Origin of the sequence: Pseudomonas sp. RtIB026 (assembly GCF_016861355.2) — a bacterium.
GTDB classification, from domain to species: Bacteria; Pseudomonadota; Gammaproteobacteria; order Pseudomonadales; family Pseudomonadaceae; genus Aquipseudomonas; species Aquipseudomonas peradeniyensis.
Map to the genome: position 1 here is coordinate 1,675,421 of NZ_AP023348.2, position 24,739 is coordinate 1,700,159.

At 66.5% G+C, this 24,739-nt stretch carries 20 protein-coding genes; 10 read left to right on the forward strand and 10 right to left on the reverse strand.

Annotation, left to right across the window (positions count from 1 at the left end; translation table 11 throughout):
• Nucleotides 1-71: 71 nt before the first annotated feature.
• Complete coding sequence (gene cysZ, locus PRtIB026_RS07645) at nt 72-800, reverse strand: sulfate transporter CysZ (RefSeq protein WP_203647965.1); 729 nt, start codon at nt 798-800, stop codon at nt 72-74.
• A 315-nt stretch (nt 801-1,115) separates the two neighbouring features.
• Between cysZ and trxB the strand changes: the two genes are divergently transcribed.
• Nucleotides 1,116-2,072, forward strand: a complete 957-nt coding sequence (trxB, locus tag PRtIB026_RS07650) for a thioredoxin-disulfide reductase (protein WP_050703773.1) — start codon at nt 1,116-1,118, stop codon at nt 2,070-2,072.
• Between the two features lie 168 nt (nt 2,073-2,240).
• Here the strand turns inward: trxB and nadC are convergent, their stop codons facing one another.
• Nucleotides 2,241-3,089: a carboxylating nicotinate-nucleotide diphosphorylase gene (nadC, locus tag PRtIB026_RS07655; RefSeq protein WP_203647964.1), complete on the reverse strand. Its 849-nt coding sequence runs from the start codon at nt 3,087-3,089 to the stop codon at nt 2,241-2,243.
• Between the two features lie 244 nt (nt 3,090-3,333).
• Between nadC and PRtIB026_RS07660 the strand changes: the two genes are divergently transcribed.
• The 4 genes from PRtIB026_RS07660 to PRtIB026_RS26600 all read left to right on the forward strand — a co-directional run bounded on the left by PRtIB026_RS07660 (nt 3,334) and on the right by PRtIB026_RS26600 (nt 9,199).
• On the forward strand, nt 3,334-5,484 hold the full coding sequence (locus PRtIB026_RS07660; RefSeq protein ID WP_203647963.1) for a DUF1631 domain-containing protein: 2,151 nt from the start codon (nt 3,334-3,336) through the stop codon (nt 5,482-5,484).
• 88 nt (nt 5,485-5,572) lie between these two features.
• Complete coding sequence (gene ampD / locus PRtIB026_RS07665) at nt 5,573-6,139, forward strand: 1,6-anhydro-N-acetylmuramyl-L-alanine amidase AmpD (protein ID WP_203647962.1); 567 nt, start codon at nt 5,573-5,575, stop codon at nt 6,137-6,139.
• Complete coding sequence (ampE, locus tag PRtIB026_RS07670) at nt 6,136-6,966, forward strand: regulatory signaling modulator protein AmpE (protein ID WP_203647961.1); 831 nt, start codon at nt 6,136-6,138, stop codon at nt 6,964-6,966. The genes ampD and ampE overlap by 4 nt, the downstream gene beginning before the upstream one ends.
• Nucleotides 6,967-8,494: 1,528 nt before the next feature.
• Nucleotides 8,495-9,199 carry a methyl-accepting chemotaxis protein gene (locus tag PRtIB026_RS26600; RefSeq protein WP_371877791.1) on the forward strand — a complete coding sequence of 235 codons (705 nt, stop codon included), beginning with the start codon at nt 8,495-8,497 and terminating at the stop codon, nt 9,197-9,199.
• A gap of 166 nt (nt 9,200-9,365) precedes the next feature.
• Here PRtIB026_RS26600 and PRtIB026_RS07680 read toward each other — a convergent pair whose 3' ends face one another.
• Together PRtIB026_RS07680 and cra are read right to left on the reverse strand one after the other, a co-directional pair.
• Entirely contained in the window at nt 9,366-10,142 is a 777-nt protein-coding gene (locus tag PRtIB026_RS07680) for a TatD family hydrolase (RefSeq protein ID WP_203647959.1), read from the reverse strand.
• A gap of 2 nt (nt 10,143-10,144) precedes the next feature.
• Nucleotides 10,145-11,140 carry a catabolite repressor/activator gene (gene cra / locus PRtIB026_RS07685; RefSeq protein ID WP_186713203.1) on the reverse strand — a complete coding sequence of 332 codons (996 nt, stop codon included), beginning with the start codon at nt 11,138-11,140 and terminating at the stop codon, nt 10,145-10,147.
• A 296-nt stretch (nt 11,141-11,436) separates the two neighbouring features.
• Here cra and ptsP point away from each other — a divergent pair, with 296 nt between their 5' ends.
• Genes ptsP through PRtIB026_RS07700 form a run of 3 tightly spaced genes read left to right on the forward strand, consistent with a single transcriptional unit; the run spans nt 11,437 to nt 16,954 of the window.
• Entirely contained in the window at nt 11,437-14,286 is a 2,850-nt protein-coding gene (gene ptsP / locus PRtIB026_RS07690; RefSeq protein ID WP_203647958.1) for a phosphoenolpyruvate--protein phosphotransferase, read from the forward strand.
• The gene (pfkB, locus tag PRtIB026_RS07695) at nt 14,286-15,233 is read left to right on the forward strand and encodes a 1-phosphofructokinase (RefSeq protein WP_203647957.1); all 948 of its coding nucleotides are present in this window, start codon (nt 14,286-14,288) and stop codon (nt 15,231-15,233) included. Before ptsP ends, pfkB begins: the two co-directional genes overlap by 1 nt.
• Nucleotides 15,233-16,954: a PTS fructose-like transporter subunit IIB gene (locus tag PRtIB026_RS07700; protein WP_203647956.1), complete on the forward strand. Its 1,722-nt coding sequence runs from the start codon at nt 15,233-15,235 to the stop codon at nt 16,952-16,954. The genes pfkB and PRtIB026_RS07700 overlap by 1 nt, the downstream gene beginning before the upstream one ends.
• 144 nt (nt 16,955-17,098) lie before the next feature.
• Here PRtIB026_RS07700 and PRtIB026_RS07705 read toward each other — a convergent pair whose 3' ends face one another.
• Nucleotides 17,099-17,320: a DUF3820 family protein gene (locus PRtIB026_RS07705; protein WP_203647955.1), complete on the reverse strand. Its 222-nt coding sequence runs from the start codon at nt 17,318-17,320 to the stop codon at nt 17,099-17,101.
• Nucleotides 17,321-17,524: 204 nt separating this feature from the next.
• Between PRtIB026_RS07705 and PRtIB026_RS07710 the strand changes: the two genes are divergently transcribed.
• A complete protein-coding gene (locus PRtIB026_RS07710) occupies nt 17,525-18,001 on the forward strand; it encodes a ferritin-like domain-containing protein (protein WP_203647954.1) in 477 nt (158 codons plus the stop codon).
• A 114-nt stretch (nt 18,002-18,115) separates the two neighbouring features.
• Here PRtIB026_RS07710 and PRtIB026_RS07715 read toward each other — a convergent pair whose 3' ends face one another.
• The gene (locus PRtIB026_RS07715; protein WP_203652705.1) at nt 18,116-19,612 is read right to left on the reverse strand and encodes a sensor domain-containing diguanylate cyclase; all 1,497 of its coding nucleotides are present in this window, start codon (nt 19,610-19,612) and stop codon (nt 18,116-18,118) included.
• 544 nt (nt 19,613-20,156) lie between these two features.
• Between PRtIB026_RS07715 and PRtIB026_RS07720 the strand changes: the two genes are divergently transcribed.
• Nucleotides 20,157-20,396, forward strand: a complete 240-nt coding sequence (locus tag PRtIB026_RS07720; RefSeq protein WP_062575113.1) for a hypothetical protein — start codon at nt 20,157-20,159, stop codon at nt 20,394-20,396.
• Nucleotides 20,397-20,634: 238 nt separating this feature from the next.
• Here the strand turns inward: PRtIB026_RS07720 and PRtIB026_RS07725 are convergent, their stop codons facing one another.
• The 4 genes from PRtIB026_RS07725 to PRtIB026_RS07740 all read right to left on the reverse strand — a co-directional run bounded on the left by PRtIB026_RS07725 (nt 20,635) and on the right by PRtIB026_RS07740 (nt 24,733).
• The gene (locus tag PRtIB026_RS07725; protein ID WP_203647953.1) at nt 20,635-21,945 is read right to left on the reverse strand and encodes an OprD family porin; all 1,311 of its coding nucleotides are present in this window, start codon (nt 21,943-21,945) and stop codon (nt 20,635-20,637) included.
• A 204-nt stretch (nt 21,946-22,149) separates the two neighbouring features.
• Nucleotides 22,150-22,374: a hypothetical protein gene (locus tag PRtIB026_RS07730; RefSeq protein ID WP_050703787.1), complete on the reverse strand. Its 225-nt coding sequence runs from the start codon at nt 22,372-22,374 to the stop codon at nt 22,150-22,152.
• Nucleotides 22,375-22,504: 130 nt separating this feature from the next.
• Nucleotides 22,505-23,920, reverse strand: coding sequence for a heavy metal sensor histidine kinase (locus PRtIB026_RS07735; RefSeq protein WP_203647952.1), 1,416 nt, complete (start codon nt 23,918-23,920; stop codon nt 22,505-22,507).
• A 141-nt stretch (nt 23,921-24,061) separates the two neighbouring features.
• A complete protein-coding gene (locus PRtIB026_RS07740) occupies nt 24,062-24,733 on the reverse strand; it encodes a heavy metal response regulator transcription factor (RefSeq protein WP_110736828.1) in 672 nt (223 codons plus the stop codon).
• Nucleotides 24,734-24,739 lie beyond the last annotated feature (6 nt).

Sequence of the window (24,739 nt, forward strand, 5' to 3'; positions counted from 1 at the left end):
TTGACGCATGAACCCTGGGGCGCTTCGCACCCTTTCGCGGCACAAGGCCGCTCCTACAGGATTGTGGGCGCTCAGGTGCGCTCACGCACCCAGAACAGCGTCGCCCCGGCCACCGCCGCCGGCATCATCAGCACGTTGACCCCCGGAATCATCAACGCGAGATAAGTGATCCCGCCAAAGCCCATCGACTGCCAGCGCTTCTGCCGCAGCCAGGCGAGCATGTCCTGCCAGCTCATCTTGTTGTTGTCCGCCGGGTAGTCGATGTACTGGATGGCCATCATCCAGATGCCGAACACCAACCACAGCGGCGCGGCGATCACGTTCACCACCGGGATGAACGAGAGGATGAACAGGCCGATGGCCCGCGGCAGGAAATAGCCCAGCTTGCGCATCTCGCGGCTGAGGGTGCGTGGCACCATGGCTACCAGCTCGGCCCAGCTGAAGGGCGGGAAGTTGTCCTGGCCACGCACCACCACCTCGACCTTTTCCGCCAGGAAACCGTTGAACGGCGCGGCGATGATGTTGGCCAGCAGGGTGAAGGTGAAGAACACCATCAACAGCACCAGGGCGACGAACAGCGGCCACAGGATGTAGGTGAGGAAACTCAGCCAGTCGGGCAGGGTGGGCATCAGCGTATCGACCCACAGGCTGAACTGATGGCCGGCGAAGTAGATCAGGCCGCCGAACAGCAGCAGGTTGACCGCCAGGGGCAGCAGCACGAACAGGCGCAGGTTCGGGCTCAGGACCAGTTTCAGGCCCTCGCGCAGGTACTGGGGGCCGGACAGGACGGGGGCTTGCATCGGAATGCTCCGCTTGAGGAAAACGCGCTGACCTTACCGAGTTTGGCGCGCCGACGGAAGGAGCCGCACCTCTGGGAAACGGCGTGTAACAAAGCACTGGGACAATGGTTTTCGGATAGAGACTGTCTATAAGGTGGATTGTCGAAGGATATTTCCTTAATCTCTGCGGCCTCGCTACAGTGCGCTCAACTTTTTCGGTTTTGGACCAACGCGTTGTAGCCTTCCCCAAGTGCTGCGTGGGTCCCTTTTAATTCCAGCTGGCGCAACCGGCACCTAGATGCTGGACCCGTGCGGCCCGCTCGACAGGAGTTCGACATGTCTGAAGTACGTCATTCGCGCGTCATCATTCTCGGTTCCGGCCCTGCCGGTTACAGCGCCGCGGTATATGCCGCCCGCGCCAACCTCAAGCCGCTGCTGATCACCGGCATGCAGGCCGGCGGCCAGTTGACCACCACCACCGAAGTCGACAACTGGCCGGGCGACCCCCACGGCCTGACCGGCCCGGCCCTGATGCAGCGTATGCAGGAGCACGCCGAGCGCTTCGAGACCGAGATCGTCTTCGACCATATCAACGCCGTCGACCTGGCCAACAAGCCGTTCACCCTGCAGGGTGACAGCGGCACCTACACCTGCGACGCGCTGATCGTCGCCACCGGTGCCAGCGCCCGCTACCTGGGCCTGCCGTCGGAAGAGACCTTCATGGGCAAGGGCGTTTCGGCCTGCGCCACCTGCGACGGTTTCTTCTACCGCAACAAGCCGGTCGCCGTGGTCGGTGGCGGCAACACCGCAGTGGAAGAAGCACTGTACCTGGCCAACATCGCCAGCAAGGTGACCCTGGTCCACCGCCGCGACACCTTCCGCGCCGAGAAGATCCTGATCGACAAGCTGCACGCCCGTGTCGCCGAAGGCAAGATCGAGCTCAAGCTCAACGCCACCCTGGACGAAGTGCTGGGTGACAACATGGGCGTGACCGGTGCGCGCCTGAAGAACAACGACGGCAGCTTCGACGAAATCAAGGTCGACGGCGTGTTCATCGCCATCGGTCACACCCCGAACACCTCGCTGTTCGAAGGCCAGCTGACCTTGAAGGACGGCTACCTGGTGGTCCACGGCGGCCGTGAAGGCAATGCCACCGCCACCAACGTCGAGGGCGTGTTCGCCGCCGGCGACGTGGCCGACCACGTCTACCGCCAGGCCATCACCTCGGCCGGCGCCGGCTGCATGGCGGCCCTGGACGTCGAGCGCTACCTGGACGGCCTGGCCAACGCCTGAGTCGGTACCACAGCATGAAAAAACCGGCCCTCTGGCCGGTTTTTTCATGCCTTGAATCTGTTGTGCCTTGACTGGCCTCTTCGCGGGTAAACCCGCTCCCACAGGGGGCACCGCATTTCTGTGGGCGCGGGTTTACCCGCGAAGAGGCCAGTCAAGGCGCCAAGTCTCTTAAAGGCTCAGGCGCATCGACAGGTCCACCGCCTTCACATCCTTGGTCATCGCGCCGATGGAGATGTAGTCCACCCCCGTCTCGGCGATCACCCGCAGGGTGGTCTCGTTGACGCCGCCGCTGGCCTCCAGCTTGGCCTTGCCGGCGGTGATGCGCACCGCTTCGCGCATCTCGTCCAGGGTCAGCTCGTCGAGCATGACGATATCGGCCCCGGCCGCCAGCGCCTGGCGCAGTTCGTCCAGGCTTTCCACCTCGATCTCCACCGGCTTGCCCGGAGCGATGCGGTGCGCCGCCGCCACGGCCTCGGCCACGCCACCGCTGGCGGCGATATGGTTTTCCTTGATCAGGAAGGCGTCGTACAGGCCGATGCGATGGTTGTGGCAGCCGCCGCAGGTGACCGCGTACTTCTGCGCCAGGCGCAGGCCGGGCAGGGTCTTGCGGGTGTCGAGCAGACGCACCTGGGTGCCTTCCACCAGGTCGGCCAGGAAGCGCGCGCGGGTGGCCACGCCCGAGAGCATCTGCAGGAAGTTCAGCGCCGAGCGTTCGCCGCTGAGCAGCGAGCGCGCCGGGCCTTCGAGGTGGAACAGCACCTGGTTGGCCGTGGCCCGCTCGCCGTCGGCCACCTGCCAGTGCACCGCCACCCGTGGGTCGAGCTGGCGGAATACCGTATCGACCCAGGCGGTGCCGGCGATCACGCAGTCCTCGCGGGTGATGATGGTCGCCTTGGCCAGGCGCTCGGCCGGGATCAGCTGGGCGGTGATGTCGCCGCTGCCGATGTCCTCGAGCAGCGCGCGGCGCACGTTGGCTTCGATTTCGGCAGTCAGGTCGGCGAGGCGTAGGTTCGGCATGGTCGGCTCCACAAGCTAGGTGCCGGCGATTATAGGGCAGGGGGGCTGCGTGTACAGCTGCCGGGCCGATGACCTTTGGTCAGGCGGTTTGAGCATTCTTGCGAACGCACTGTCAGTTGAGGCGTGCGAAAGGCGTGCTGGCAGCTATCAGTGTTTTCACTGATAATAGCGCCCAGTATTTGGCGTCATAGCTTTGACGATTCCCTTCCAGTCGAACAACGTAACATCCAGCAAGGAGTCCGGGATGCATGATGAAGGCAAGGTGGTGCCCCTGGCGGCTGCCATCGACCGGGGTGCGCGCGCGCCCTCGCCATGCCTTCCCGTGCTGCTCCTGCAGGTGCGCGACAAGGCTGCCCTGCAATTGCGCCAGGGCTTGCAGGCGCTGTTCGACAATGCCGACGACACCCTGTTCGAAATGGCCGACAAGGCCAGTGGTCGCCTCGATCAGAACCTCTACTTCGAAGCCATGCGCGACCTGCGCCTCAAGCGCAAGAGTATTGAACGAGGTTTCCTCGACACCTTCTACGAGGCCTTCGCCCGCATTGGCCAGGGCGACGGGCTCGAGTCCCTGGTCAGGGCGCAGACACAGGACAAGCCGTCGCTGGAGCGCTCGGTGGCCGTGCAGGCCATGGTCGATCGGGTGCTGTCCCGCGACGGCTTCCTGTTGGAGCAGTTGAACCTGCGCTTCTCCACGCTGCTGGAGTTGCCGCTGGCCAGCGCAGGCAATCCCCTGGGCCCCGGCAACCTGTGTGGCTATTTCCTGGACGCCGGGCGCAACCTGGGAGTCGGCGCCCGCGTCAAGATGGTGCTGCTCAAGCTGTTCGAGCGCTACGTGCTGCGCGACCTCGACCTGCTCTACGGCGAGGCCAGCCAGTTGCTCGCCAGCGCCGGTGTACTGCCGCAGCTGATGCCCGCCCCGCGGCGCCGCGCCGAGGACCGGCGCAGCATCGCCCGGCGCGTCCCGGCCAGCCCGGCGCTGGGCGGCTTGTCCGACTCCGCCGGCCAGGCGTTCTTCGCCTCGGTGCAGACGCTGCTGGCGCCGGTGCGCGGGCGTGTCGCGCCGCGGTTGCAGGCGGCCGGATCCGCGCAGCCGACCAGCACCGGCGACCTGCTGCGTCTGCTCACCCACCTGCAGCACTATGTGCCGGCCCCCGGCGAGCCGGATGACTTCAACCTCGGCCAGCAGCTGGAGCAGTTGTTGCTGCGGGTCAGCGTGCGCAGCGGTACGCGGCGGCGGATTGCCACCGACGACGAGGACACGATCAACCTGGTCGACCTGCTGTTCACCTACATCCAGGGCGACGACAACCTGCCGGCCAGCCTGCGGGCGCTGATCGCCCGCCTGCATATCCCGGTGCTCAAGGTCGCACTGATCGACAAGGGCATGTTCAGCCGCGCCAGCCACCCGGCGCGCCGTCTGCTCAACGAGATCGCCGCCGTGGCCATCGGCTGGGAGAGCGATGCCGAGGGGCTGCGCGACAGCTTGCACCTGCGGGTCGAGCGCATCGTCCAGCGCCTGCTCAATGACTTTTCCGACGACTGTGCAGTGTTCAACGAACTGCTCGATGAGTTTCTCGCCTTCAGCCAGGACGAGCGCCGGCGCAACGAACTCCTCGAACAGCGCACCCGCGACGCCGAGGAGGGGCGTGCCCGTGCCTTGCAGGCCCGACAGCGGGTACAGCAGGAGTTGAACGACCGCCTGCATGGCCGGGTACTGCCGCAGGTGGTGGTGCAGATGCTGGTGCAGTCCTGGAGCCAGGTGCTGCTGCTGGCCTGGCTGAAGCAGGGCGAGGCCTCGGCGGCCTGGGCCGATGCCCTGGCGACGGTGGACGACCTGCTGGTCAGCATTGCCCCGTACCGTGAGCCGCAGCGCCTGCTGGAGCAGGTGCCGGGCCTGCTCAAGGCCTTGCGCGACGGCCTGGCGGGGGTGGCGCTGGACTCTGCTGCCACTCGTGATTTCTTCCTGCAACTGGAAAAACTGCACCTGCGTGCCTGCGGTGGCACGCCGGAGCCGGACGCCGCATTGGATGAAGTGTGGCTGGAGGAGGCTATCGTGCTGGCGGTCAGCGACGAGTCCGCCCTTGCCCCTGGCCTGCCGCTCGATGACCAGGAGCCGGCATTGCGCCAGGTGCAGCGCCTGCAGGTCGGCACCTGGGTCGAAGTGATGGACGACGACGAGCCGCTGCGTTGCAAGCTGGTGGCGCGCATCGACAGCAATGATCGCCTGGTCTTCACCAACCGCACCGGCATGAAGGTGCGCGAATGGAACCGCATGGGCCTGGCCCTGGCGCTGCGCCGTGGCGAGGTGCGCCTGCTGGACGACGGCCTGCTGTTCGAGCGGGCGCTGGAAGCAGTGCTGGAGCAGTTGCGCGGGCAGCAGGCCCAACAGAGCTGAATTTCCCTACACAATCATTTACATGCAAGCACCGGCCGGCCACGGCATACTGGGCACCTGTCTCGGGCGTCATTTCAGGATCTGCACCATGCAATTGGACCGTGCGACCGGCTGGTTCAGCGGCGTCAGCCACTGCCCCTCGCCGAACTTCAACGCCCGCCCCGAGGGCGAGGCCATCGCGCTGCTGGTCATCCACAACATCAGCCTGCCACCGGCCTGCTTCGGCACCGGCAAGGTGCAGCAGTTCTTCCAGAACCGCCTGGACCCGAACGAGCATCCTTATTTCGCCAGCATCAACCACCTGACCGTCTCGGCGCACCTGTTCGTCGAGCGCGATGGCGCGGTGACCCAGTTCGTTTCGTTGCTCGACCGCGCCTGGCATGCCGGCGTGTCGCGCTTCGGCGAGCGCGAGGGCTGCAACGATTTTTCCATCGGCATCGAACTGGAGGGCACCGACGAGCTGCCCTACACCGATGCCCAGTACGCCACCCTGGAGCGCCTGACCCGCGAGATCCGCGCAGCCTGGCCTGTGATCGACGCCCAGCGCATCTGTGGCCACAGCGACATCGCCCCGCAGCGCAAGACCGATCCGGGCCCGGCCTTCGACTGGCCGCGCTACCGGGCCGCGCTGCAACGCAACGAGGACAAGGCATGAGTTTTCTGGTGTTGGTGCTGGCGCTGTGGGTCGAGAAGTTCTCGGCACTGCGCCAGCGGTTGCAGCGCGACGGCTTCTACCTGGGCGAGCTGGTGCGCCTGGAGCGCAGCGGCAAGGTCCACCCGTGGTGGACGCTGGGCATCCTGGTCCTGGCGCCGGTGGTGTTGCTCGTGCTGCTGTTGCATGTGCTGGAGCCGGTGGCCTACGGTCTGCTGGCGTTGCCGGTGCACCTGCTGGTGCTGGTCTACAGCCTCGGCCGAGGCGATGTGAAGGCGGCGCTCGGGCCGTTTCGCGACGCCTGGCGCCGCGGTGACGACCAGGCTGCGCTGCATGTGGCCGAACGCGACCTGGGGCTGGCTGCCGACGATGCCCAGAGCCTGATCAAGCGGGTCCAGGGCCACCTGCTGTGGCAGGCCTACCAGAGCTTCTTCGCGGTGATCTTCTGGTACTTCCTGCTCGGCCCGGGGGCGGCGCTGGCCTACCGCCTGCTGGCGCTGACCATGGACCACAGCCGCCAGCCGGCGCTGCAAACCCTGGCCGGGCAATTGCGTCATGCCATGGACTGGCTGCCGGTGCGGGTGATGACGGTGAGCTTTGCCCTGGTCGGCAACTTCGTCGCGGTGACCCGGGTGATGTTGCACGAGCTGCTCGACTGGCATGTCAGCGCCGGGCACCTGGTGGCTAAAGTCGGCCGGGTGGCCGACGATATTCCCGAGGAGGAAGACCGCCAGCGTGGCCTGGAGCGCCTGGACAGCCTGTGGGAGCTGCTGCTGCGCTGCGCCGTGTTGTGGTATGCCTGCTTCGCCCTGTGGACCGTGCTGGTCTGAAAACTTTCATCACCTTCTTGTAGGAGCGGCTTCAGCCGCGATCACCCGCGAAGCGGGTGCCAGACTCCGCGGTGCCCGCATCGCGGCTAAAGCCGCTCCTACCGAACCGCGCTTAACCATAAGTTACAAACCTTGATTCCAATCTGCGCTATACAAAGCCACTGGCCCTAGATGGCCTTGTGCTACCCCGCAGAACAACAAGAATTCAAGGAGGTGACCTGTGAAGCGTCTGCTCTATCCGGCCATCGCACTGATGAACCGGCTGAGCTTCGGCATGAAGTTCAGCCTGATCAGCGTCCTGTTCTTCCTGCCCATGCTGGTCACCAGTTTTTACCTGGTCCGCGACGCCTATAACCAGCTGCAGGCCACCCGCGGCGAACTGCAGGGGCTAGCGCCGCTGTCCGAAAGCCTGGCCTTGCGCGGCGATCTGGAGACCCTGGGCAACCTGCTGCAGATCAACGCTGTGCTGGGCCAGTCGGGCCAGGCTGGCGATGTGGAAAGCCGCATCGGTGCCCTGCAGGACAAGGTCCAGGCCCGGCTCGACGGCCTCAAGGGCAGCGACCCGGCGCTCGAGGCCAAGCGTGCCGAGCTGGCCGAGGCCTTTGCCCGCGCCCGTGAGGAAAGCTCGCTGCAGAACAAGGCGGCGCTGTTCGACAAGTTGCTGGCCCAGGCCCAGGTGCTGGGCAAGCTGGTCGCCAGCCAGTCGGGCTTGAACCAGGACAGCCAGGCTTCGGTGCGCCAGCTGAGCGAACTGGTCGGCAACGCCACGGCGCAGGTCACCCAGGCCCTGGGCGAAGGCCGGGCGATGGGCGCGGTGGCCCTCGGCCGCGGTTTCATGGATTCCTCGGGCAGCGCGCGCTTCGAAGACCTGCTGCAGCGCCTGGAGCGGCTGTCCGCCGACTATGCCATCCGTCTCGACGATGTCCTGGCCAGCGATGCCGGGCTCAGGGCCGCGCTGGCCAGCGATGCCCAGGCCAGCCAGGCCACGGTCAAGCAGGCCGCGACCCTGTTCGAGGACCAGGTGGTGGTGGCCGAGACCCTGGATGCGCCCTGGGCCGGCTTCTACCAGCAGACCAGCGACCTGATGGCGCAGACCTACCGCTTCAACGATGCCGTCCTTGCCCACCTGCACGGCCAGCTGGAGGAGCGCCTGGGCGAGCATCGCCTGCGCACGGTCGCGCTGGTCGCGGCCCTGGCCACGGTGTTCGCGCTGATCATCTATCTGTACGGCGGCTTCTACGTCTCCACCCGGGAAACCCTCGGCAACCTGGGCAACGCCATGGACAAGGTGGCCGCCGGCGACATGACCATCAGCTTCAAGGCCAACAGCCAGGACGAACTGGGCGAGTTGGGGCGTGGCTTCAACGAGACGGTACGGCGCATTCGCGGGCTGATCGAGCAGGTCGGCAAGACCGTGACCACGGTGGAGGAGCAGGCCGGGCAGGTGCTGTCGGTGTCGAGCCGCAGCAACCTGGCGGTCAGCGGCCAGCGCGAGCAGATCGAGCAGGTGGCCACGGCCATGAACCAGATGAGCGCCACCGCGCAGGAGGTTGCCCGCAGCGCCGCCCTGGCCGCCGAAGGCGCGCAGCGGGTCAACCACGAGAGCGCCTCGGGCCGCGACCTGGTGGCAAGCCAGCAGGGCAGCATCGCCCGCCTGGCCGGCGAGATCGACCAGAGCGTGGCGGCGGTGAACCAGCTGGCGGGCGACAGCCAGGCCATCGGCCGGGTGCTGGAAGTGATCCGCAGCATCGCCGAGCAGACCAACCTGCTGGCCCTCAACGCCGCCATCGAGGCAGCCCGGGCCGGCGAGCAGGGCAGGGGCTTCGCCGTGGTCGCCGACGAAGTGCGGACCCTGGCCAGGCGCACCCAGGACTCCACCGAAGAGATCGCGCAGATGATCCAGCGCCTGCAGGATGGCGTGGGCGCGGCGGTGCGGGTGATGGGCAGCAGCCACCAGATGGCCGCCGGTACCGTGGACGAGGCGCGCCAGGTGCAACAGGCCCTGGGCAATATCCTTGGCGCGGTGGGCGGGATCGTCGAGCAGAACCAGCAGATCGCCGCCGCCGTCGAGCAGCAGACCGCCGTGGCCCACGACATCGACCAGAACATCGTGGCGATCAACCGCGCGGCGCAGGACACCACCGAGGGCGCCTGCCAGACCGAGGACGCCAGCCGGGCGTTGTCGGCGCAGGTGGTGGAGCTCAAGCGGTTGATCGGGGCGTTCAGGGTCTGATCGAGGGCAGCGTGAATCCTGTGTAGGAGCGGCCTTGCGCCGCGAAAGGGCCGCAACGCGGCCCCAGCGATCTTTGCGTCAACACTGAAATCCTGGGGCTGCTACGCAGCCCTTTCCGGCCGGTCCGACGCCTCGGCAAGGCCGCTCCTACAGGGACCGCGTCGGTCTACCAGCCAAACACCTCGCAGGCATTGCGACTGCTGGCCTCGGCCAGCAGCCCCGGCTCGATCCCCATGACTTCGGCCAGCGCCCCGGCAATCTCGGGTAGATGCTCCGGGCTGTTGCGCTGCCCCGGGAACATCGCCGGCGCCATGTCCGGCGCGTCGGTCTCCAGTACCACGCTGTCCAGCGGTAGCCTTGGCAGGGTCTTGCGCAGGCGCAACGCCTGGGGCCAGGTGCCGGCACCGCCGAGTCCCAGCTTGAAGCCGAGCTTGATGTATTCCCGCGCCTCTTCGTAGCTGCCGGCAAAGGCATGGATGATCCCCGCCCGCGCCGGCTTGTAGCGCTTGAGCGTGGCGATTACCTGGGCGTGGCTGCGGCGCACGTGCAGCAGTGACGGCAGTTCGAAGTCGCAGGCCAGTTGCAGCTGGGCTTCGAACAATGCCTGCTGGCGCGTCGGGTCCAGTTCGGGCAGGTAGAAGTCCAGGCCGAACTCACCCACCGCGCACAGCCGCGGATCGCCGCGCAGGCGTTCCAGCCAGTCGCGCAGCTGTGCCAGGTGCTCGGGGCGGTGTTGCTCGAGGTAGATCGGGTGCAGTCCCAGTGCCGCATACACGCCTTGGTTGGCGCAGGCCAGGTCCCAGACCCGCTGGAAATTGTCCTGGTACACCCCCAGCACCACCACGCGCTCCACCCCGCGCGCCGCCGCGTTGGCCAGCAGGCGCGGGCGGTCGGCGTCGAAGTCGGGGAAGTCGAGGTGGGTGTGGGTGTCGATCAGGCGCATGTTCAGGCCTTGGCGATCCGTTGCTTGAAGGTGCGGCCGATGGCGTGCACGCCGGGCTCGTAGCGCTTGTCCTCGATGGCGGCCAGGGCCAGTTCCAGCGCGGTGGCGGCGATCAGGCCGTGCTGCTGGGCCATGGCGTTGACCGGCAGCGGCAGGAAATCGAGCAGCTGGTTGTCGCCGAAGGTGCCCAGTTGCAGCTCGCGGGATCCCTCAGGGCGCGCCTGGAGCGTGTCGAACACGCCTTGCAGCAGCACGTAGGAGGTGGTCACCAGGGCATCCGGCAGGCCGCCCAGCTCGTCGATCAGTTGCTGCATCAGGCGCTGGCCGCATTCACGGCTGAAGGCCTCGCCCTGGTAGCGGCGCACGTCGCCGTCGAAGCCTTGCAGGGCCTCGTCGAAGCCACCGGCGCGGGCCTGGCTCACCGACAGCTCGGGGCGCGCGCCAATCAGGGCGATGCTGCGCGGGCGGGTTTTCAAAAGGCTCTGGGCCAGCTGGCGGCTGGCGTCGCGGTCGTCGCTGATCACCGAGCAGAAATGCGCCGGGTCCAGGCGTCGGTCGATGGCGATCACCGGCAGGCCCTTGGCTTGCAGCTCACGGTAGCTGTCGTCTTCCGGCGGCAGGCAGCTGGCGACGAACAGTGCGTCGCAGCGGCGGGCGCGGAACAGCTGCTGCAACTGGCGTTCGCTGTCGGGCTGGTCGTCGCTGCTGGCGATCAGCAGTTGGTAGCCACGGGCACGGGCGCCTTGTTCCAGTTGCTTGGCGATGCGGGCGTAGCTGGGGTTCTCCAGATCCGGGAGAATGAAGCCCAGGGTGCGCGTGTGGCGGCTGCGCAGGCCGGCGGCCTGGGGGTTGGGCGTGAAGCCATGGGCCTCGACCACCGCACGCACGCGCTCGACGGTGCTGTTGCTGATGCGCTGTTGTTCGGCCTTGCCATTGATGACGTAGCTGGCGGTGGTCACGGACACACCGGCCAGACGGGCGATATCGCTGAGTTTCACCGAATTTTCCTTGTTGTTTCCGGGACTGGCCACGGGGCTGGACCGGCTAGTTTCACCCATCTACGGTCCCGCGCGCAGACGACCATTGTCGCAATTGTCCGACAGGATGGGGCTTTTTCGTTGGCAGATTATCGAGTAACGTGGCCACTTGGTCAGATTAAACGTTTCAGCAAAACGAAATTTCCTGCCTGGAAATGAGTATTCGCCCGTTGCGCTGATCGTTTTGGCGGCTTTTGCCGTCGAATTCCACAACAATACCTCGGTAGCCGACGGGGCTGCCGCAAAAGGAGAGGGTCATGCTCGAGCTTGCCGTGGAGCAGATTGCCATGGGCCAGCGTGCCGCCGAAAAGGGCGAGGCACTGGCGTTGCTGGCTGATCGACTGGTTGCCGATGGCCTGGTCGCCGAGGGCTACCTGGCGGGGCTGCAGGCCCGGGAGGCGCAGGGCTCGACCTTCCTCGGCCAGGGTATCGCCATTCCCCACGGCACGCCGCAGACCCGCGAGCTGGTGTTCGCCACCGGTGTGCGCCTGCTGCAGTTCCCCGATGGCGTGGACTGGGGCGACGGCCAGATCGTCTACCTGGCCATTGGCATCGCCGCCCGCTCCGATGAACACCTGCGTCTTCTACAACTGCTGACCCGCGCCCTGGGCGAAACCGACCTGGCCGAGGCTCTGCGCCGGGCCGGCAGCGCCGAGGCGCTGCTCAAGCTGCTGCAGGGCGCGCCACGTGAGCTGGCGCTGGATGCCCAGCTGGTCGGCCTTAACCTGGCGGCGGACGACTTCGACGAACTGGCCTGGCGCGGCGCCCGCCTGCTGCACCGCGCCGGCTGTGCCGACAGCGGCTTTGCCGCCGTGCTGCAGCAGACCGAGCCGCTGCCGCTGGGCGAAGGCCTGTGGTGGCTGCACAGTGAACGCGAGGTGCGTCAACCGGGCCTGGCCTTCGTCACTCCACAACAGCCACTGCGCTACCGCGACCAGCCGCTCAATGGCCTGTTCTGCCTGGCCAGCCTCGGCGCCGCCCACCAGGCGTTGCTCGAGCGTCTGTGCGAGGTGCTGATCGAGGGGCGCGGGCAGATGCTCTACCAGGCCACCAGTAGCCGCGCCGTGCTCGAAGTGCTCGGTGGCGAGGCGCCCGCCGACTGGCCCAGCGCCCGGGTGGTGCTGGCCAACGCCCATGGCCTGCATGCGCGTCCGGCCAAGGTGCTGGCGCAACTGGCCAAGGGCTTCGAGGGTGAGATCCGCATCCGCCTGCAAGACGGCGCCCAGCCCGCCGTCTCGGTGAAGAGCCTGAGCAAGCTGCTGAGCCTTGGCGCTCGCCGTGGCCAGGTGCTGGAGTTGATCGCCGAACCGGGCGTTGCCGCCGATGCCTTGCCGGTGCTGCTGGCCGCCATCGAGCAGGGGTTGGGCGAGGAGGTCGAGCCCTTGCCGCAAACGGCAGCAATGGAGCCGCCACCCATCGAAACCCTCCAGGCACCGGCGCCCGGCAGCACCCTGCAGGGTGTCGCAGCCGCGCCGGGCATCGCCAGTGGCCCGGCCCATGTGTGCGTCGAGCGCGAGATCGACTACCCGCTGCGCGGTGAGTCGCCCGGCCAGGAGCGGGCCAGGTTGCGAGCGGCCATCGACAAGGTGCACGCCGACCTGCAGGCCCTGGTGCAACGCAGCGACAAGGCCATCGGCGAAATTTTCATCACCCACCAGGAAATGCTGGCCGATCCGGCCCTGACCGATGACGTCGAGCTGCGCCTGGCCCAGGGCGAGAGCGCCGCCGCCGCGTGGATGGCAGTGATCGAGAACGCCGCCCGCCAGCAGGAGGCGCTGCACGATGCGCTGCTGGCCGAGCGCGCCGCCGACCTGCGCGATATCGGTCGCCGTGTGCTGGCCCAGTTGTGTGGCGTGCAGGCGGTGGTCGAGCCCGAGCAGCCCTACGTGCTGGTGATGGCCGAGGTGGGCCCATCCGATGTGGCGCGCCTGGACCCGGCGCGGGTCGCCGGCATCATCACCGCCCAGGGCGGCGCCACGGCCCACAGCGCCATCGTCGCCCGGGCCCTGGGCATCCCGGCGGTGGTCGGTGCCGGCGCGGCAGTGCTGCTGCTGGAGAGCGGCACGCCGCTGCTGCTCGATGGCCAGCGCGGGCAGGTCGAGGTCGCGCCGCCCGAGGCCCGCTTGCAACGGGCGCTGGCCGAGCGCGATGCCCGCGAGCGGCGCTTGCAGATCGCCTGGGCCAACCGCCATGAGCCGGCCCTGACCCGCGACGGCCACGCGGTCGAAGTGTTCGCCAACATCGGCGAAAGCAGTGGCATCGACAAGGTAGTGGAGCAGGGTGCCGAAGGCGTCGGCCTGCTGCGCACCGAGCTGATTTTCATGGCCCACCCGCAACTGCCCGATGTGGCCACCCAGGAGGCCGAGTACCGCCGGGTGCTCGACGGCCTGTGCGGACGCCCGCTGGTGGTGCGTACCCTCGATGTGGGCGGCGACAAGCCCTTGCCGTACTGGCCGATCGCGGCGGAAGAGAACCCGTTCCTCGGCGTGCGCGGCGTGCGTCTGACCCTGCAACGCCCGCAGGTGATGGAAGAGCAACTGCGGGCCCTGCTGCGCGCAGCGGACAATCGCCCGCTGCGCATCATGTTCCCCATGGTCGGCCAGCTCCATGAATGGCGCGCCGCCAAGGCCATGGTCGAGCGCCTGCGCCAGGAAATTCCGGTGGCCGGCCTGCAAGTGGGCATCATGGTCGAGGTACCGTCGGCCGCCCTGCTGGCGCCGCAGTTGGCCCGCGAGGTGGACTTCTTCAGCATCGGCACCAACGACCTGACCCAGTACACCCTGGCCATCGACCGTGGCCACCCAAGCCTCTCGGCCCAGGCCGACGGCCTGCACCCGGCGGTGCTCAATCTGATCGACATGACCGTGCGCGCCGCCCATGCCCAGGGCAAGTGGGTGGGCGTGTGCGGCGAGCTGGCGGCCGATCCGCAGGCCGTGGCCGTGCTGCTGGGCCTGGACGTGGACGAACTGAGCGTCGCCGCCCGCAGCATCCCTGAAGTCAAGGCACTGGTGCGCCAGGCCGACCTTTCGACGGCCCGCGCCCTGGCGCGCGAGGCCCTGCAACAAGACAGCGCCGAGGCAGTCCGGGCGCTGGTGGAGCGTTACTGATGGCCAAGATTCTCACCCTCACCCTCAACCCGGCGCTGGATATCACCATCAGCCTCGATCGCCTGCGCCCCGGCGCGGTCAACCGTAGCCAGGCCCAGCACAGCCATGCCGCCGGCAAGGGGCTGAACGTCGCCCAGGTGCTGGCCGACCTGGGCCACCGCGTGACCGTCGGCGGTTTTCTCGGGCTCGACAACCTGGCGCCGTTCGAGGCGCTGATTGCCTGGCGTGGGTTCGCCGACTGCTTCGTCCGTGTGCCCGGCGAGACCCGCAGCAACATCAAGCTGGTCGAGGCCGATGGCCAGGTCACCGATATCAACGGCCCCGGGCCTGAAGTCGACGAGGCCGCCCGCGACGCCTTGCTGCAACGTCTGGCCGAGGTGGCCCCGGGGCATGACGCCGTGGTGGTGGCCGGTAGCCTGCCGCGGGGGATCAGCCCCGAATGGCTGCGCGAGCTGCTGCTGATGCTCAAGTCGCAGGGATTGAAGGTGGCCCTGGACAGCAGCGGCGAGGCCTTGCGCGCCGGCCTCGAGGCCGCGCCCTGGCTGGTCAAGCCCAATACCGAGGAACTCGGCGAGGTGCTCGGGCAGCCTGTGCTTGACGCGGCCGGCCAGCGCGGCGCCGCGCAGCGCTTGCTGGCCAGCGGCGTCGAGCATGTGGTGGTGTCCCAGGGCGAGCAGGGCGTGACCTGGTTCGCCGCCGGCCTGGCGCTGCATGCGCAACCGTCGAAGGTGCGCATCGCCAGCACCGTCGGCGCCGGTGATTCCCTGGTCGCCGGCATGGTCCATGGCCTGCTCCAGGCCGAAGCGCCCGCCGCCACCTTGCGCCGCGCCACCGCCATCGCCGCCCAGGCGGTCACCCAGGTCGGCTTCGGCATCCACGATCGCGAGCAACTGGCCCTGCTGGAGGCCGCCGTGCACCTGGCAGAACAACAAGAAGAGGGCTGCTGATGAACATTGCCATTGTCACCGCCTGCCCCAACGGGCAGGTGTCCAGCGTGCTCAGCGCCCGCCTGTTGGCCGCCGTGGCCCAGCGTCGGGGCTGGAGCACCAGTGTCGAGGTGCAGGATGCCGAGCACCCCGAGCGTCGCCTGACTGCGGCGCAGATCCTTGATGCCGACTGGGTGCTGGTGGTCAGCACCGGGCCGATGGACCTGGCGCGCTTCGCGGGCAAGCGCCTGTACCAGAGCACGCCGGCCCAGGCACTGGCGGACCGCGAGGGGTTTCTTGACCAAGCCGCCGCCGAGGCGCGGGTACACGAGCCGGCGCCGGCCCCGCAGGGCAGCGCGCCGAAAATCGTCGCGGTGACCGCCTGCCCGACCGGCGTGGCCCACACCTTCATGGCCGCCGAAGCGCTGCAACAGGCCGCGCAGACCATGGGCTACCAGCTCACCGTGGAGACCCAGGGCTCGGTCGGCGCGCGCAACCCGCTGCCGGCCGAGGCCATCGCCGAAGCCGACGTGGTGCTGCTGGCCGCCGATATCGAAGTGCCGGCTGCGCGTTTCGCTGGCAAGCGCATCTACCGCTGCGGTACCGGCATCGCCCTCAAGCAGGCCCGCGCCACGCTGGACAAGGCTCTGGCCGAGGGCAAGGTGGAGGCTGCGGGGGATATGGCTGGCGCGGTGCAGCAGGCCGAGAAGACGGGCGTCTACAAGCACCTGCTGACCGGGGTGTCGTTCATGCTGCCGATGGTGGTGGCCGGCGGCCTGCTGATTGCCTTGTCGTTCGTGTTCGGCATCGAGGCCTACAAGGAGGCCGGCACGCTGCCCGCCGCGCTGATGCAGATTGGTGGTGAGGCGGCGTTCAAGCTGATGGTGCCGTTGCTCGCCGGCTACATCGCCTGGTCCATCGCCGACCGTCCGGGGCTGGCGCCCGGGATGATCGGCGGCTTGCTGGCGAGCACGCTGGGGGCGGGGTTCATTGGCGGCATCGTCGCCGGCTTCCTGGCCGGCTACAGCGCCAAGGCCATCGCCCGTTGGGTGCGCCTGCCCAGTAGCCTCGACGCGCTCAAGCCGATCCTTATCATCCCGCTACTGGCCAGCCTGTTCACCGGCCTGGTGATGATCTATGTGGTCGGCCAGCCCGTGGCCGCCATGCTCGAAGGGCTGACCCACTTCCTCGACAGCATGGGCACTACCAACGCCATCCTGCTCGGGCTGCTGCTCGGCGGCATGATGTGTGTGGACCTGGGCGGCCCGATCAACAAGGCCGCCTATGCGTTCTCGGTAGGGCTGCTGGCGTCGTCGAGCTACGCGCCGATGGCCGCGACCATGGCCGCCGGCATGGTGCCGCCGATCGGCCTGGGCATCGCCACCTTCCTGGCCCGACGCAAGTTCGCCCAGAGCGAGCGCGAGGCCGGCAAGGCCGCGCTGGCGCTGGGGCTGTGCTTCATCTCTGAAGGGGCGATCCCGTTCGCCGCCAAGGACCCGTTGCGGGTGATCCCGGCGAGCATCGCCGGTGGCGCGCTGACCGGGGCCTTGTCGATGTACTTCGGCTGCAAGCTGATGGCGCCCCATGGCGGCCTGTTCGTGCTGCTGATCCCCAACGCGATCAACCATGCGCTGCTGTACCTGCTGGCGATCGTGGCCGGCAGCCTGCTGACGGCGGTGGTGTATGCCGTGATCAAGAAGAGCGAACAGGTGGAGATGGTGGTGGCGCCGGCCAAGGGGTAGCCAGGCCCGGCGCAATCCCTGTAGGAGCGGCCTCGTGCCGCGAAAGGGGCGCGGAGCGGCCCCAGGATTTCAGCGTCATACACAGTGAATGGGGCTGCTGTGCAGCCCTTTCGCGGCACAAGGCCGCTCCTACAGAGAGGGCCGTCACCCCCGGGGCTTGCCCCGCAATGGCTTCAACAGATCGCCCAGCCCGTTGTGGTCGATCTCATGCATCAACGCCAGCAACGCGCCCAGCTCCCCGGGCGGGAAGCCCTTGCGGGCGAACCACGCCAGGTAATCGCCGGGCAGGTCGGCAATGATCCGCCCCTGGTACTTGCCGAAGGGCATGGTGCGGGTGACCAGCAGTTGCAGGGATTCGGGTTTCATCGGGCATCGGCCTGTGGCAGGTGAAGCGCGGACCATACTGCAAACTGCACGACGACCCAAGCGGCGATCATGCAGAACGCCGTTTTCAGGTTTTTTGTTTTTCATTTCAAGCTATTGATTTTAATGAATAATTTAATATTCATTCGCCTGGCACGAAGCCTGCTCCGGTAAAGGTGACTATCACCTGCCAAGGAGTTTGTTGCCATGAGCAATCCCAACAAAGACACGATCGATGTACTCAACGACCTGATCGAGTACAGCAAGGACGGTGAGAAAGGCTTCAAGACCTCCGCCGAGGATGTGAAGAACCCACAACTCAAAGCCTTCTTCGTGCAGCGCGCCAGCGAGTGCGCCAGTGCCGCGGCCGAGCTGCAGGGCGAGGTGCGCCGGCTGGGTGGTGACCCGGAGACCAGCACCAGCATCAGCGGCGACCTGCACCGCGGCTGGGTCAACCTCAAGTCGATGGTCACCGGCAAGGATGAAGAGGCGGTGCTCAACGAGGTGGAGCGTGGTGAAGACCATGCGCTCAAGGCCTACAAAGAGGCCCGCGAGAAGCTGGTCAAGCTGGGGCGCTCGGCCAATGACCAGAGCTATACGCTGGTGGAGAAGCAGCTGCAGGGCGTGCAGCGCAATCATGACCAGGTGAAGGCGCTGCGTAACGCGGCACGTGCTCGGTCTTGAGATCTTTGGGGCCGCTTTGCGGCCCTTTCGCGGCACAAGGCCGCTCCTACAAGGGGAACGCATTCCTCTCTGTAGGAGCGGCCTTGTGCCGCGAAAGGGGCGCGAAGCGGCCCCTTAGGCCATCGGCCCTTCAACCCGATTCCGGCCATTGGCCTTAGCCCGGTAAAGCGCCTCGTCCGCATCGGCCAGCAGCGTCGACAAATCCTGCGCGGTGCCCGGCACATGCAGGCCGATCCCCACGCTGACCGTCACCGACCGCTCGTCATCGCCAAACGGCGGCATCGCCTCGACGCTGGCGCGAATGCGTTCGGCCAGCAACCGGGCGCCAGCCAGCTCGGTTTCCGGCAGCACCACCTGGAACTCCTCCCCGCCATAACGCGCCGCCAGGTCCGCCGGGCGCCGAATGCACAGCTCAAGGGTCGTGGCCACTTCGCGCAGCACGTGGTCGCCGCCGGCATGGCCATGGCGCTGGTTGAACGCCTTGAAGTGATCCACATCCACCATCAGCACCGCCAGCGGCTTGCGGTTGCGCTGGGCGCGCGCCCATTCCTGGCGCAGCACCTGGTCCAGACGGCGACGGTTGGCAAGGCCCGTGAGGCTGTCGGTGGCGGCAAGCGTGGCCAGGCCTTGCTCGGCATCGTGGCGGCGGCGCAATTCACGGCCCAGCAGCAGGGTCAGCCAGAGGATGCCGATGCACAGCACGCCGGTGGCCACGCTGACCACGATCGCGGTGCGGCGCCACGACTGGAACACCTCGTCGGCCGAGTGCGCCACCAGCACGATCAGCGGCAGGTCGGCAACTCGGGCGAAGGTGTAGAGGCGCTGGCCTTCATAGGTAGTCGAGCGGGCGGTGAAGCTGCCGCTGCGCTCCTCGAGGATGCGCTTGAAGTTGGGGCGTTCGCTGAAACTGGTGCCGATCAACGGGTCCTGCGGGCGGGTTGGCTGGCGTGCCAGCAGTTGGCCGTCGGTGTTGAGCAGGTTGATGCTGCTGTCCACGCCGATGTCCAGGCGCTGGAACAGCTCGTTGAAGTAGGACAGGCGCAGGGCCCCGGCGGCCAGGCCCTGGAATTCGCCGTTGGCGCCGGAGATGCGCCGGCTGAAGCTGATGCACCAGTCCAGCTCGCCCAGCCGCGCCTTGAACGGCGGGCTGATCAGCAGGCCCAGGCCCGGGCGGTCGCGGTGGGCCTGGAAGGCCACGGTGTCGGCGAAGTTGGCCTGGCGCGGCACCGCGCTGGTGGAGTCGCCGAGCACATCGCCCTTGGCGTCGAGCCAAAGGATGTCACCGCGCACCGGCGCGGAGAAGGCCTGGTTGAAGAGGATCTGCTGGCGCAGCTTGGCCGGCACGTTGAGCAGCTCGGGGTGCTGCACGGCCCAGATCAGGCCCTTGAGCGACTGGTCGTAGAGTTCGACGTTGCGCAGGATGTCGCTTTCGATCAACTGCACGATGTTGCTCGAGGAGCGCATTTCCGATTGCTCGACGCTGTCGCGCTCGCGGGCCAGCAGGTAGCTGACGATGGCCACGATGGCGAGCACGGCAAGGCAGCTGCCCAGGTTGAGGACCAGCTCGGGGTGTGACTTGTACAGGGCGGATCGTGGTGATCGGGTGGGCAACGTCATGCTCGCAACTGCATAAGCCCCGGGATCCATGGGGAGTGGGCCGGAAAGCGGCGGCGGTATTTTAGGCAAGGCGGGATTGTCGGACAAGATCAAAGCTGATTTGGCCGACGGAAATGATTCAGTAGGTCCATCGCGGGGCAAGCCCGCTCCCACCATTCGCCAGGGCCAGGGCCAGGTCATGGTCATGGTCGTGGGAGCGGGCTTGGCCCGCGATGGGATGTACGACATTTCCGAATCTGAAACCAAATGCTTCAGTTGGGCCGAGCTTGGGACCTATCCTACGCGTCTGCCGGAAGGGTCTGGATAGGCGGGGAAATGCATCAGGGCTAACGTCTTCGGGTCGCCGAATTTGGTGATCGGGTGTGAGAAACCCGAACGATGTTGGTCCCGCATTCTGTTACGGCAGCTGTGCATGGGCAGACCTAGGTCTGGCCGGGTTCCGATGTCCTCGGTTTTCTCACCCCATGTACGGCTGCCACCCTTATCTGGTGAGAAAGGATGAGCTGGCGGTTTCCTTTAATGACATTGGAAAACGCACATGAAGAAGCTGGTACCTGATCCCCCCATCCCCTACATCTCCATCATCGACCACCTGCCGCTGGCCGAAGTCTGGGAGCATGCCGCCGTCCTGATGACCATGATGACCCGCACTTGCGACGTCTACATGGCCTTTCCCGTGGATGAGCGTCCCGAGATCCTGGTGGATAACATTTCCATCCTCAGCCGGCTGCTGAGCTGCCTGATGGCCCACGCCAGGTCGCTGGAGGTGCAGCCATGAGCGAGCAGCCGAGCCTTGTGCCACTGCCGGCGTTTCGACGTTCCTGGAGTGTTTTCGAAGGGGATTTGAAAGCGGGGGAGTGCGGCGCGGATCCTCAGCGCCATGGCCAAGGCGTTGATCAATGACCTGGAGATCGGCTTGAACCGTAACCGTTGAAGCCCATCGCGGGGCAAGCCCGCTCCCACGCCTGATAAGCCACCTGGCGTGGGAGCAGGCTTGCCCCGCGATCGGTTCCGGATCAGAACACGTTCAACGGATAATCCACGATCACGCGGAATTCGTTGTTGTCCTGGATGTTCGAGTACGCCGCGTTGGCCCGGTGCGTGGCATAGCGCAGCAGCACCGACAGGTCCTTCAGCTGGCCTTGCTGGAACACGTACTTCACGTCGAAGTCGCGCTCCCAGTGCCGGGCATTCTCGCCGTCGGCGTTATAGAAGGCGTAGTACTGGGTGTCCTGGCTGGCCTTGGTCAGGTCGGCCTTGCCGCGCGAGTACGACAGCGAGGTGCTCAGGCCCGGCATGCCGAGGCCGGCGAAGTCGTAGTCGTACTGCAACTTCCAGGAACGCTCGTTCGGCGCGTTGAAGTCCGAGTACATGCGCGAGTTGTCGAGGAAGATGCTGTCGCCCAGGTTGATGTAGTCGAACGGCGTGTCGCCGTTGACTCGCTGGTAGGCGGCGGTGACGCTGTGGTACCCGGCGGCCACGGTGAAGTGCACGCTCCAGGTGTTGTTGTCGATGTCGCCCAGCTTCGACTGGCCGGTGTCCTGGGTGTGGTAGAAGTGTACGCCCGGGTTCAGGCTGACCAGATCGTTGACCTGGTAGGTGTAGTCGAAGTCGGCGTAGTACTGGTTCCAGATGTCCTTCAGCTCGGCGGCGTAGACGTTGGCGGTAACGCCTTCGGTGCCGCTCCAGGAGGCGCCGGCCCAGCTCAGGTTCTGGCTGTCCTGCTCGCGCGTCTGGTTGCTGTAGTAGGTGTTGATGCGGCGGTGGCCGCTCTGGTTGTACGGCTTGGTGAAGCTGACCTTGCCGCCTTCGAGCATCAGCCCGTCGATGCTGCGGTTGGTCACGGCGACGCCGCGGAAGGTCTGCGGCAGCATGCGGCTTTCGCCACCGGCGATCACCGGGTTGGTGAGGAACAGGTCACCGGCCTTGAACTCGGTGTCGAAGCCCTTGAGCTTGATCGCGCCGCCGGCGGTGGAGAAGGCGTGGCGTGCCTTGTCTTCCGGCGCGCTTGGCAGGATCGAGGTGCCGGCGCGGCCACCGCCGCCGTCCAGCTTCAGGCCGACCATGGCGTGGGCGTCGAGGCCGAAGCCGATCACGCCCGGCGTGTAGCCGGACTCGAAGCGGGCGACGGCGCCTTGGCCCCACTCGCGCTTGTCCTTGATCGAGGCATTCTTCTCGTTGCGGTTGAAGTAGGCATTTCTGAAATGCAGGTTCAGCGTGGAACCCTCGATGAAGCCTTCAGCCTTGTCTTCATCGGCCTGTGCGGCCACGGGCATCGTTGCGGCCAATGCAACGAACAACGGGGTGAAACGAAACGCAAAAGACACCGGTACAAACTCCTTTGGTCAAGCGATGGGGCAGTTTTTTATTGTCGTGTCTGCAAGTTCTTATTAGAGACGTAACAGCCAGGCTGATATTTTCGACGCATAAAAAAAGCCGCTGAAAGGCAGCGGCTTTGAAAGGCTAACATATCGTCACGGGCACTGCCCATGGTGTAGCCAAGGGAAAACTGGAAACTGGAGTCAGGCCAATCAGCTGTCGGCATCGGTGTCGACAGAGACTTTGGAAGCAGTCTGCCGTGCGTCTTTTACCGCATCGGCCTGTTGCGCGGCGTAGGCTTCGCGAGCCTCTTGGTGAACGGCGGCAAACTCAGCGTTACGGGCGACAAAGGCCGGGGATTCTTCCGCCATGGCCAGGGGCGACAACAACAGGGAAGACAGGACGAACACGCTGGCAATACCCATACTGTTGGACATGTGATGCAACCTTCTTGCGCGGCAAGTGCTAATGGAGACAGGGCTAAAGTTAGTCCTGTAAACAGCGGGGAAACAGAGGCTGTTCAGATAAGCACTGTTGCGCAAAAAGTAATGATCACGACAAAAACACTCAGACTTTTACCGCAAACCCGCGTAGTTGAGCGTTTGGCAAGTTGATACCGAAGGTATTGGCGCCCGCTTCGCTGTGCACGAAAACACTGCCGCCGTGCATCAGGGCGATCGCCTTGACGATGGCCAGGCCCAGTCCGTGGTTGCCGCCGCCGCTGTTGGCGCGTGCCGCATCCACCCGGTAGAAGCGCTCGAACAGCATCGGCAGGTGCTCGTCGGCAATCGCCGGCCCCGGGTTGCTCACGGCGATGCTGACCTGTTCCTCGCCCGCCTCGATGCGCACCTGGATCACCTGGTGCGGCGCGGTGTGCTGCACGGCGTTGTTCAGCAGGTTGATCAGCGCCCGGCGCAGCTGGGCCTTCTCGAAACAGGCCTGGGCGTCGCCGCTGACGCTAACGCTGACCTGGGCGTCCTCGAGGATGAAATCGAGGTAGTCGAGGGTGGTGGCCACTTCCTCGGCCAGTGAGGCGCTGGTCAGCGAGGTGGCCTTGCTGCCCTGGTCGGCGCTGGCCAGGAACAGCATGTCGTTGATGATGCTGCGCAGGCGCTCCAGCTCTTCGAGGTTCGATTGCAGCACCTCGAAGTAGTGCTCGGCGCTGCGCCCGCGGGTCAGGGCGACCTGGGTCTGGCCGATCAGGTTGGTCAGCGGCGAGCGCAGTTCGTGGGCGACATCGGCGTTGAACGCCTCGAGTTGCGAATAGGCCTGGCTGACCCGGTCGAGGGCGGCGTTGAAGGCACCGGCGAACTGCGCCAGTTCCGGCGGCAGGTCGCGGGTCTGCAGGCGCCCGTCCAGGCGTGGCGGGGCCAGGGCCTGGGCTTCGTCCGACAGCGCCAGCAGAGGCTTGAGGCCGATGCGCGCGACCCAGTAGCCGAGTAGCGAGGCCAGCAGCACGCCGAAGGCGGCCAGGCCGACGATGGCCACCAGCAGGCTGTGCTGGGCCTGCCAGAAGGTCTCGGTGTCGATGCCGATCAGAAAGCGCAGCGATGGGCGCTCACCCAGTGCCGGCAGTTCGCTGACCAACACCTTGTACGGGTAGGGGCTGTCGCTCAGGCGCAGGTCGCGCATGCCCGGCGCGCCCTCGGCGAAGCCGCGCACCTGCTCGGTGGGATGGCCGTATTCGAAGGCCGGGTTGCTGCTCACCACCCAGAAGCGGATGCGTCGGTCTTCCTCGCTGAGCAGGTTGAGCTTGTTGTTGATCTTGGCCCAGTGCTCGGGAGTGCCGTAGCGGTTGAGGGTGGATTCGAGCACGCTGAAGCGCGCGTCCAGTTCGGCGGCCGGCAGCAGGTCGAGGCTGCGGTCGACCTGGCGGTACAGGGCGCTGCCGATCAGCACGAACACGGCCAGGGCCACCAGGGTGAACAGGGCCGAGAGGCGCAGGGCGATGGAGTTGCCGGGTTTGGCACGCAAGAGGTTCATGTCCGATTGCCCGTCGGAGGTTCGTGGGAGCGGGCTTGCCCCGCGAACACCGGCCAAGCCGGTGCCATCCACGGCGCCGCCTGCATCGCGGGGCAAGCCCGCTCCCACGCTATCAACGAAATGCGTGCAGCGCCCCTGAGGCTACCCACGGTTCTCCAGGACATAACCCATGCCTCGAATGGTATGCAGCAGCTTGTTGTCGAACGGCCCGTCGAGCTTGGCGCGCAGGCGCTTGATGGCCACCTCGACGACATTGGCGTCGCTGTCAAAGTTGATGTCCCAGACCAGCTCGGCGATGGCGGTCTTGGACAGGATCTCGCCCTGGCGCCGGGCCAGCACGCTGAGCAGCGAGAACTCCTTGGCGGTCAGGTCCAGGCGCGATCCCGCGCGGGTGGCCTTGCGCGCCATCAGGTCGATCCACAGGTCGGCGACCTGAATCTGCAAGGGCTCGTGGATGGCACTGCGCCGGGTCAGCGCCTGCAGGCGGGCGACCAGTTCGAGGAACGAGAACGGCTTGCCCAGGTAGTCGTCGGCGCCTTCGCGCAGGCCGTGGATACGGTCCTCGACCCGCTCGCGGGCGGTGAGCATGATCACCGGCGTCTGCTTGCGCGCCCGCAGTGCGCGCAACACGCCATAGCCATCCAGGCCCGGCAGCATCACGTCGAGCACGATCACCGCGTAGTCGCCTTCCAGGGCCAGGTGCAGACCGTCGATGCCGTCGCGGGCCAGGTCGACGGTGAAGCCCTGCTCGGTGAGGCCGCGATGCAGGTAGTCGGCGGTTTTCTCTTCGTCTTCGATGATCAGCACACGCATGGTCTT

Coding starts and splice junctions, on each gene's coding strand:
- cysZ (WP_203647965.1), bottom strand. CDS start 800: ATGCAAGCCCCCGTCCTGTCCGGCCCCCAGTACCTGCGCGAGGGCCTG.
- trxB (WP_050703773.1), top strand. CDS start 1,116: ATGTCTGAAGTACGTCATTCGCGCGTCATCATTCTCGGTTCCGGCCCT.
- nadC (WP_203647964.1), bottom strand. CDS start 3,089: ATGCCGAACCTACGCCTCGCCGACCTGACTGCCGAAATCGAAGCCAAC.
- PRtIB026_RS07660 (WP_203647963.1), top strand. CDS start 3,334: ATGCATGATGAAGGCAAGGTGGTGCCCCTGGCGGCTGCCATCGACCGG.
- ampD (WP_203647962.1), top strand. CDS start 5,573: ATGCAATTGGACCGTGCGACCGGCTGGTTCAGCGGCGTCAGCCACTGC.
- ampE (WP_203647961.1), top strand. CDS start 6,136: ATGAGTTTTCTGGTGTTGGTGCTGGCGCTGTGGGTCGAGAAGTTCTCG.
- PRtIB026_RS26600 (WP_371877791.1), top strand. CDS start 8,495: ATGAGCGCCACCGCGCAGGAGGTTGCCCGCAGCGCCGCCCTGGCCGCC.
- PRtIB026_RS07680 (WP_203647959.1), bottom strand. CDS start 10,142: ATGCGCCTGATCGACACCCACACCCACCTCGACTTCCCCGACTTCGAC.
- ptsP (WP_203647958.1), top strand. CDS start 11,437: ATGCTCGAGCTTGCCGTGGAGCAGATTGCCATGGGCCAGCGTGCCGCC.
- pfkB (WP_203647957.1), top strand. CDS start 14,286: ATGGCCAAGATTCTCACCCTCACCCTCAACCCGGCGCTGGATATCACC.
- PRtIB026_RS07700 (WP_203647956.1), top strand. CDS start 15,233: ATGAACATTGCCATTGTCACCGCCTGCCCCAACGGGCAGGTGTCCAGC.
- PRtIB026_RS07705 (WP_203647955.1), bottom strand. CDS start 17,320: ATGAAACCCGAATCCCTGCAACTGCTGGTCACCCGCACCATGCCCTTC.
- PRtIB026_RS07710 (WP_203647954.1), top strand. CDS start 17,525: ATGAGCAATCCCAACAAAGACACGATCGATGTACTCAACGACCTGATC.
- PRtIB026_RS07720 (WP_062575113.1), top strand. CDS start 20,157: ATGAAGAAGCTGGTACCTGATCCCCCCATCCCCTACATCTCCATCATC.
- PRtIB026_RS07730 (WP_050703787.1), bottom strand. CDS start 22,374: ATGTCCAACAGTATGGGTATTGCCAGCGTGTTCGTCCTGTCTTCCCTG.
- PRtIB026_RS07735 (WP_203647952.1), bottom strand. CDS start 23,920: ATGAACCTCTTGCGTGCCAAACCCGGCAACTCCATCGCCCTGCGCCTC.
- PRtIB026_RS07740 (WP_110736828.1), bottom strand. CDS start 24,733: ATGCGTGTGCTGATCATCGAAGACGAAGAGAAAACCGCCGACTACCTG.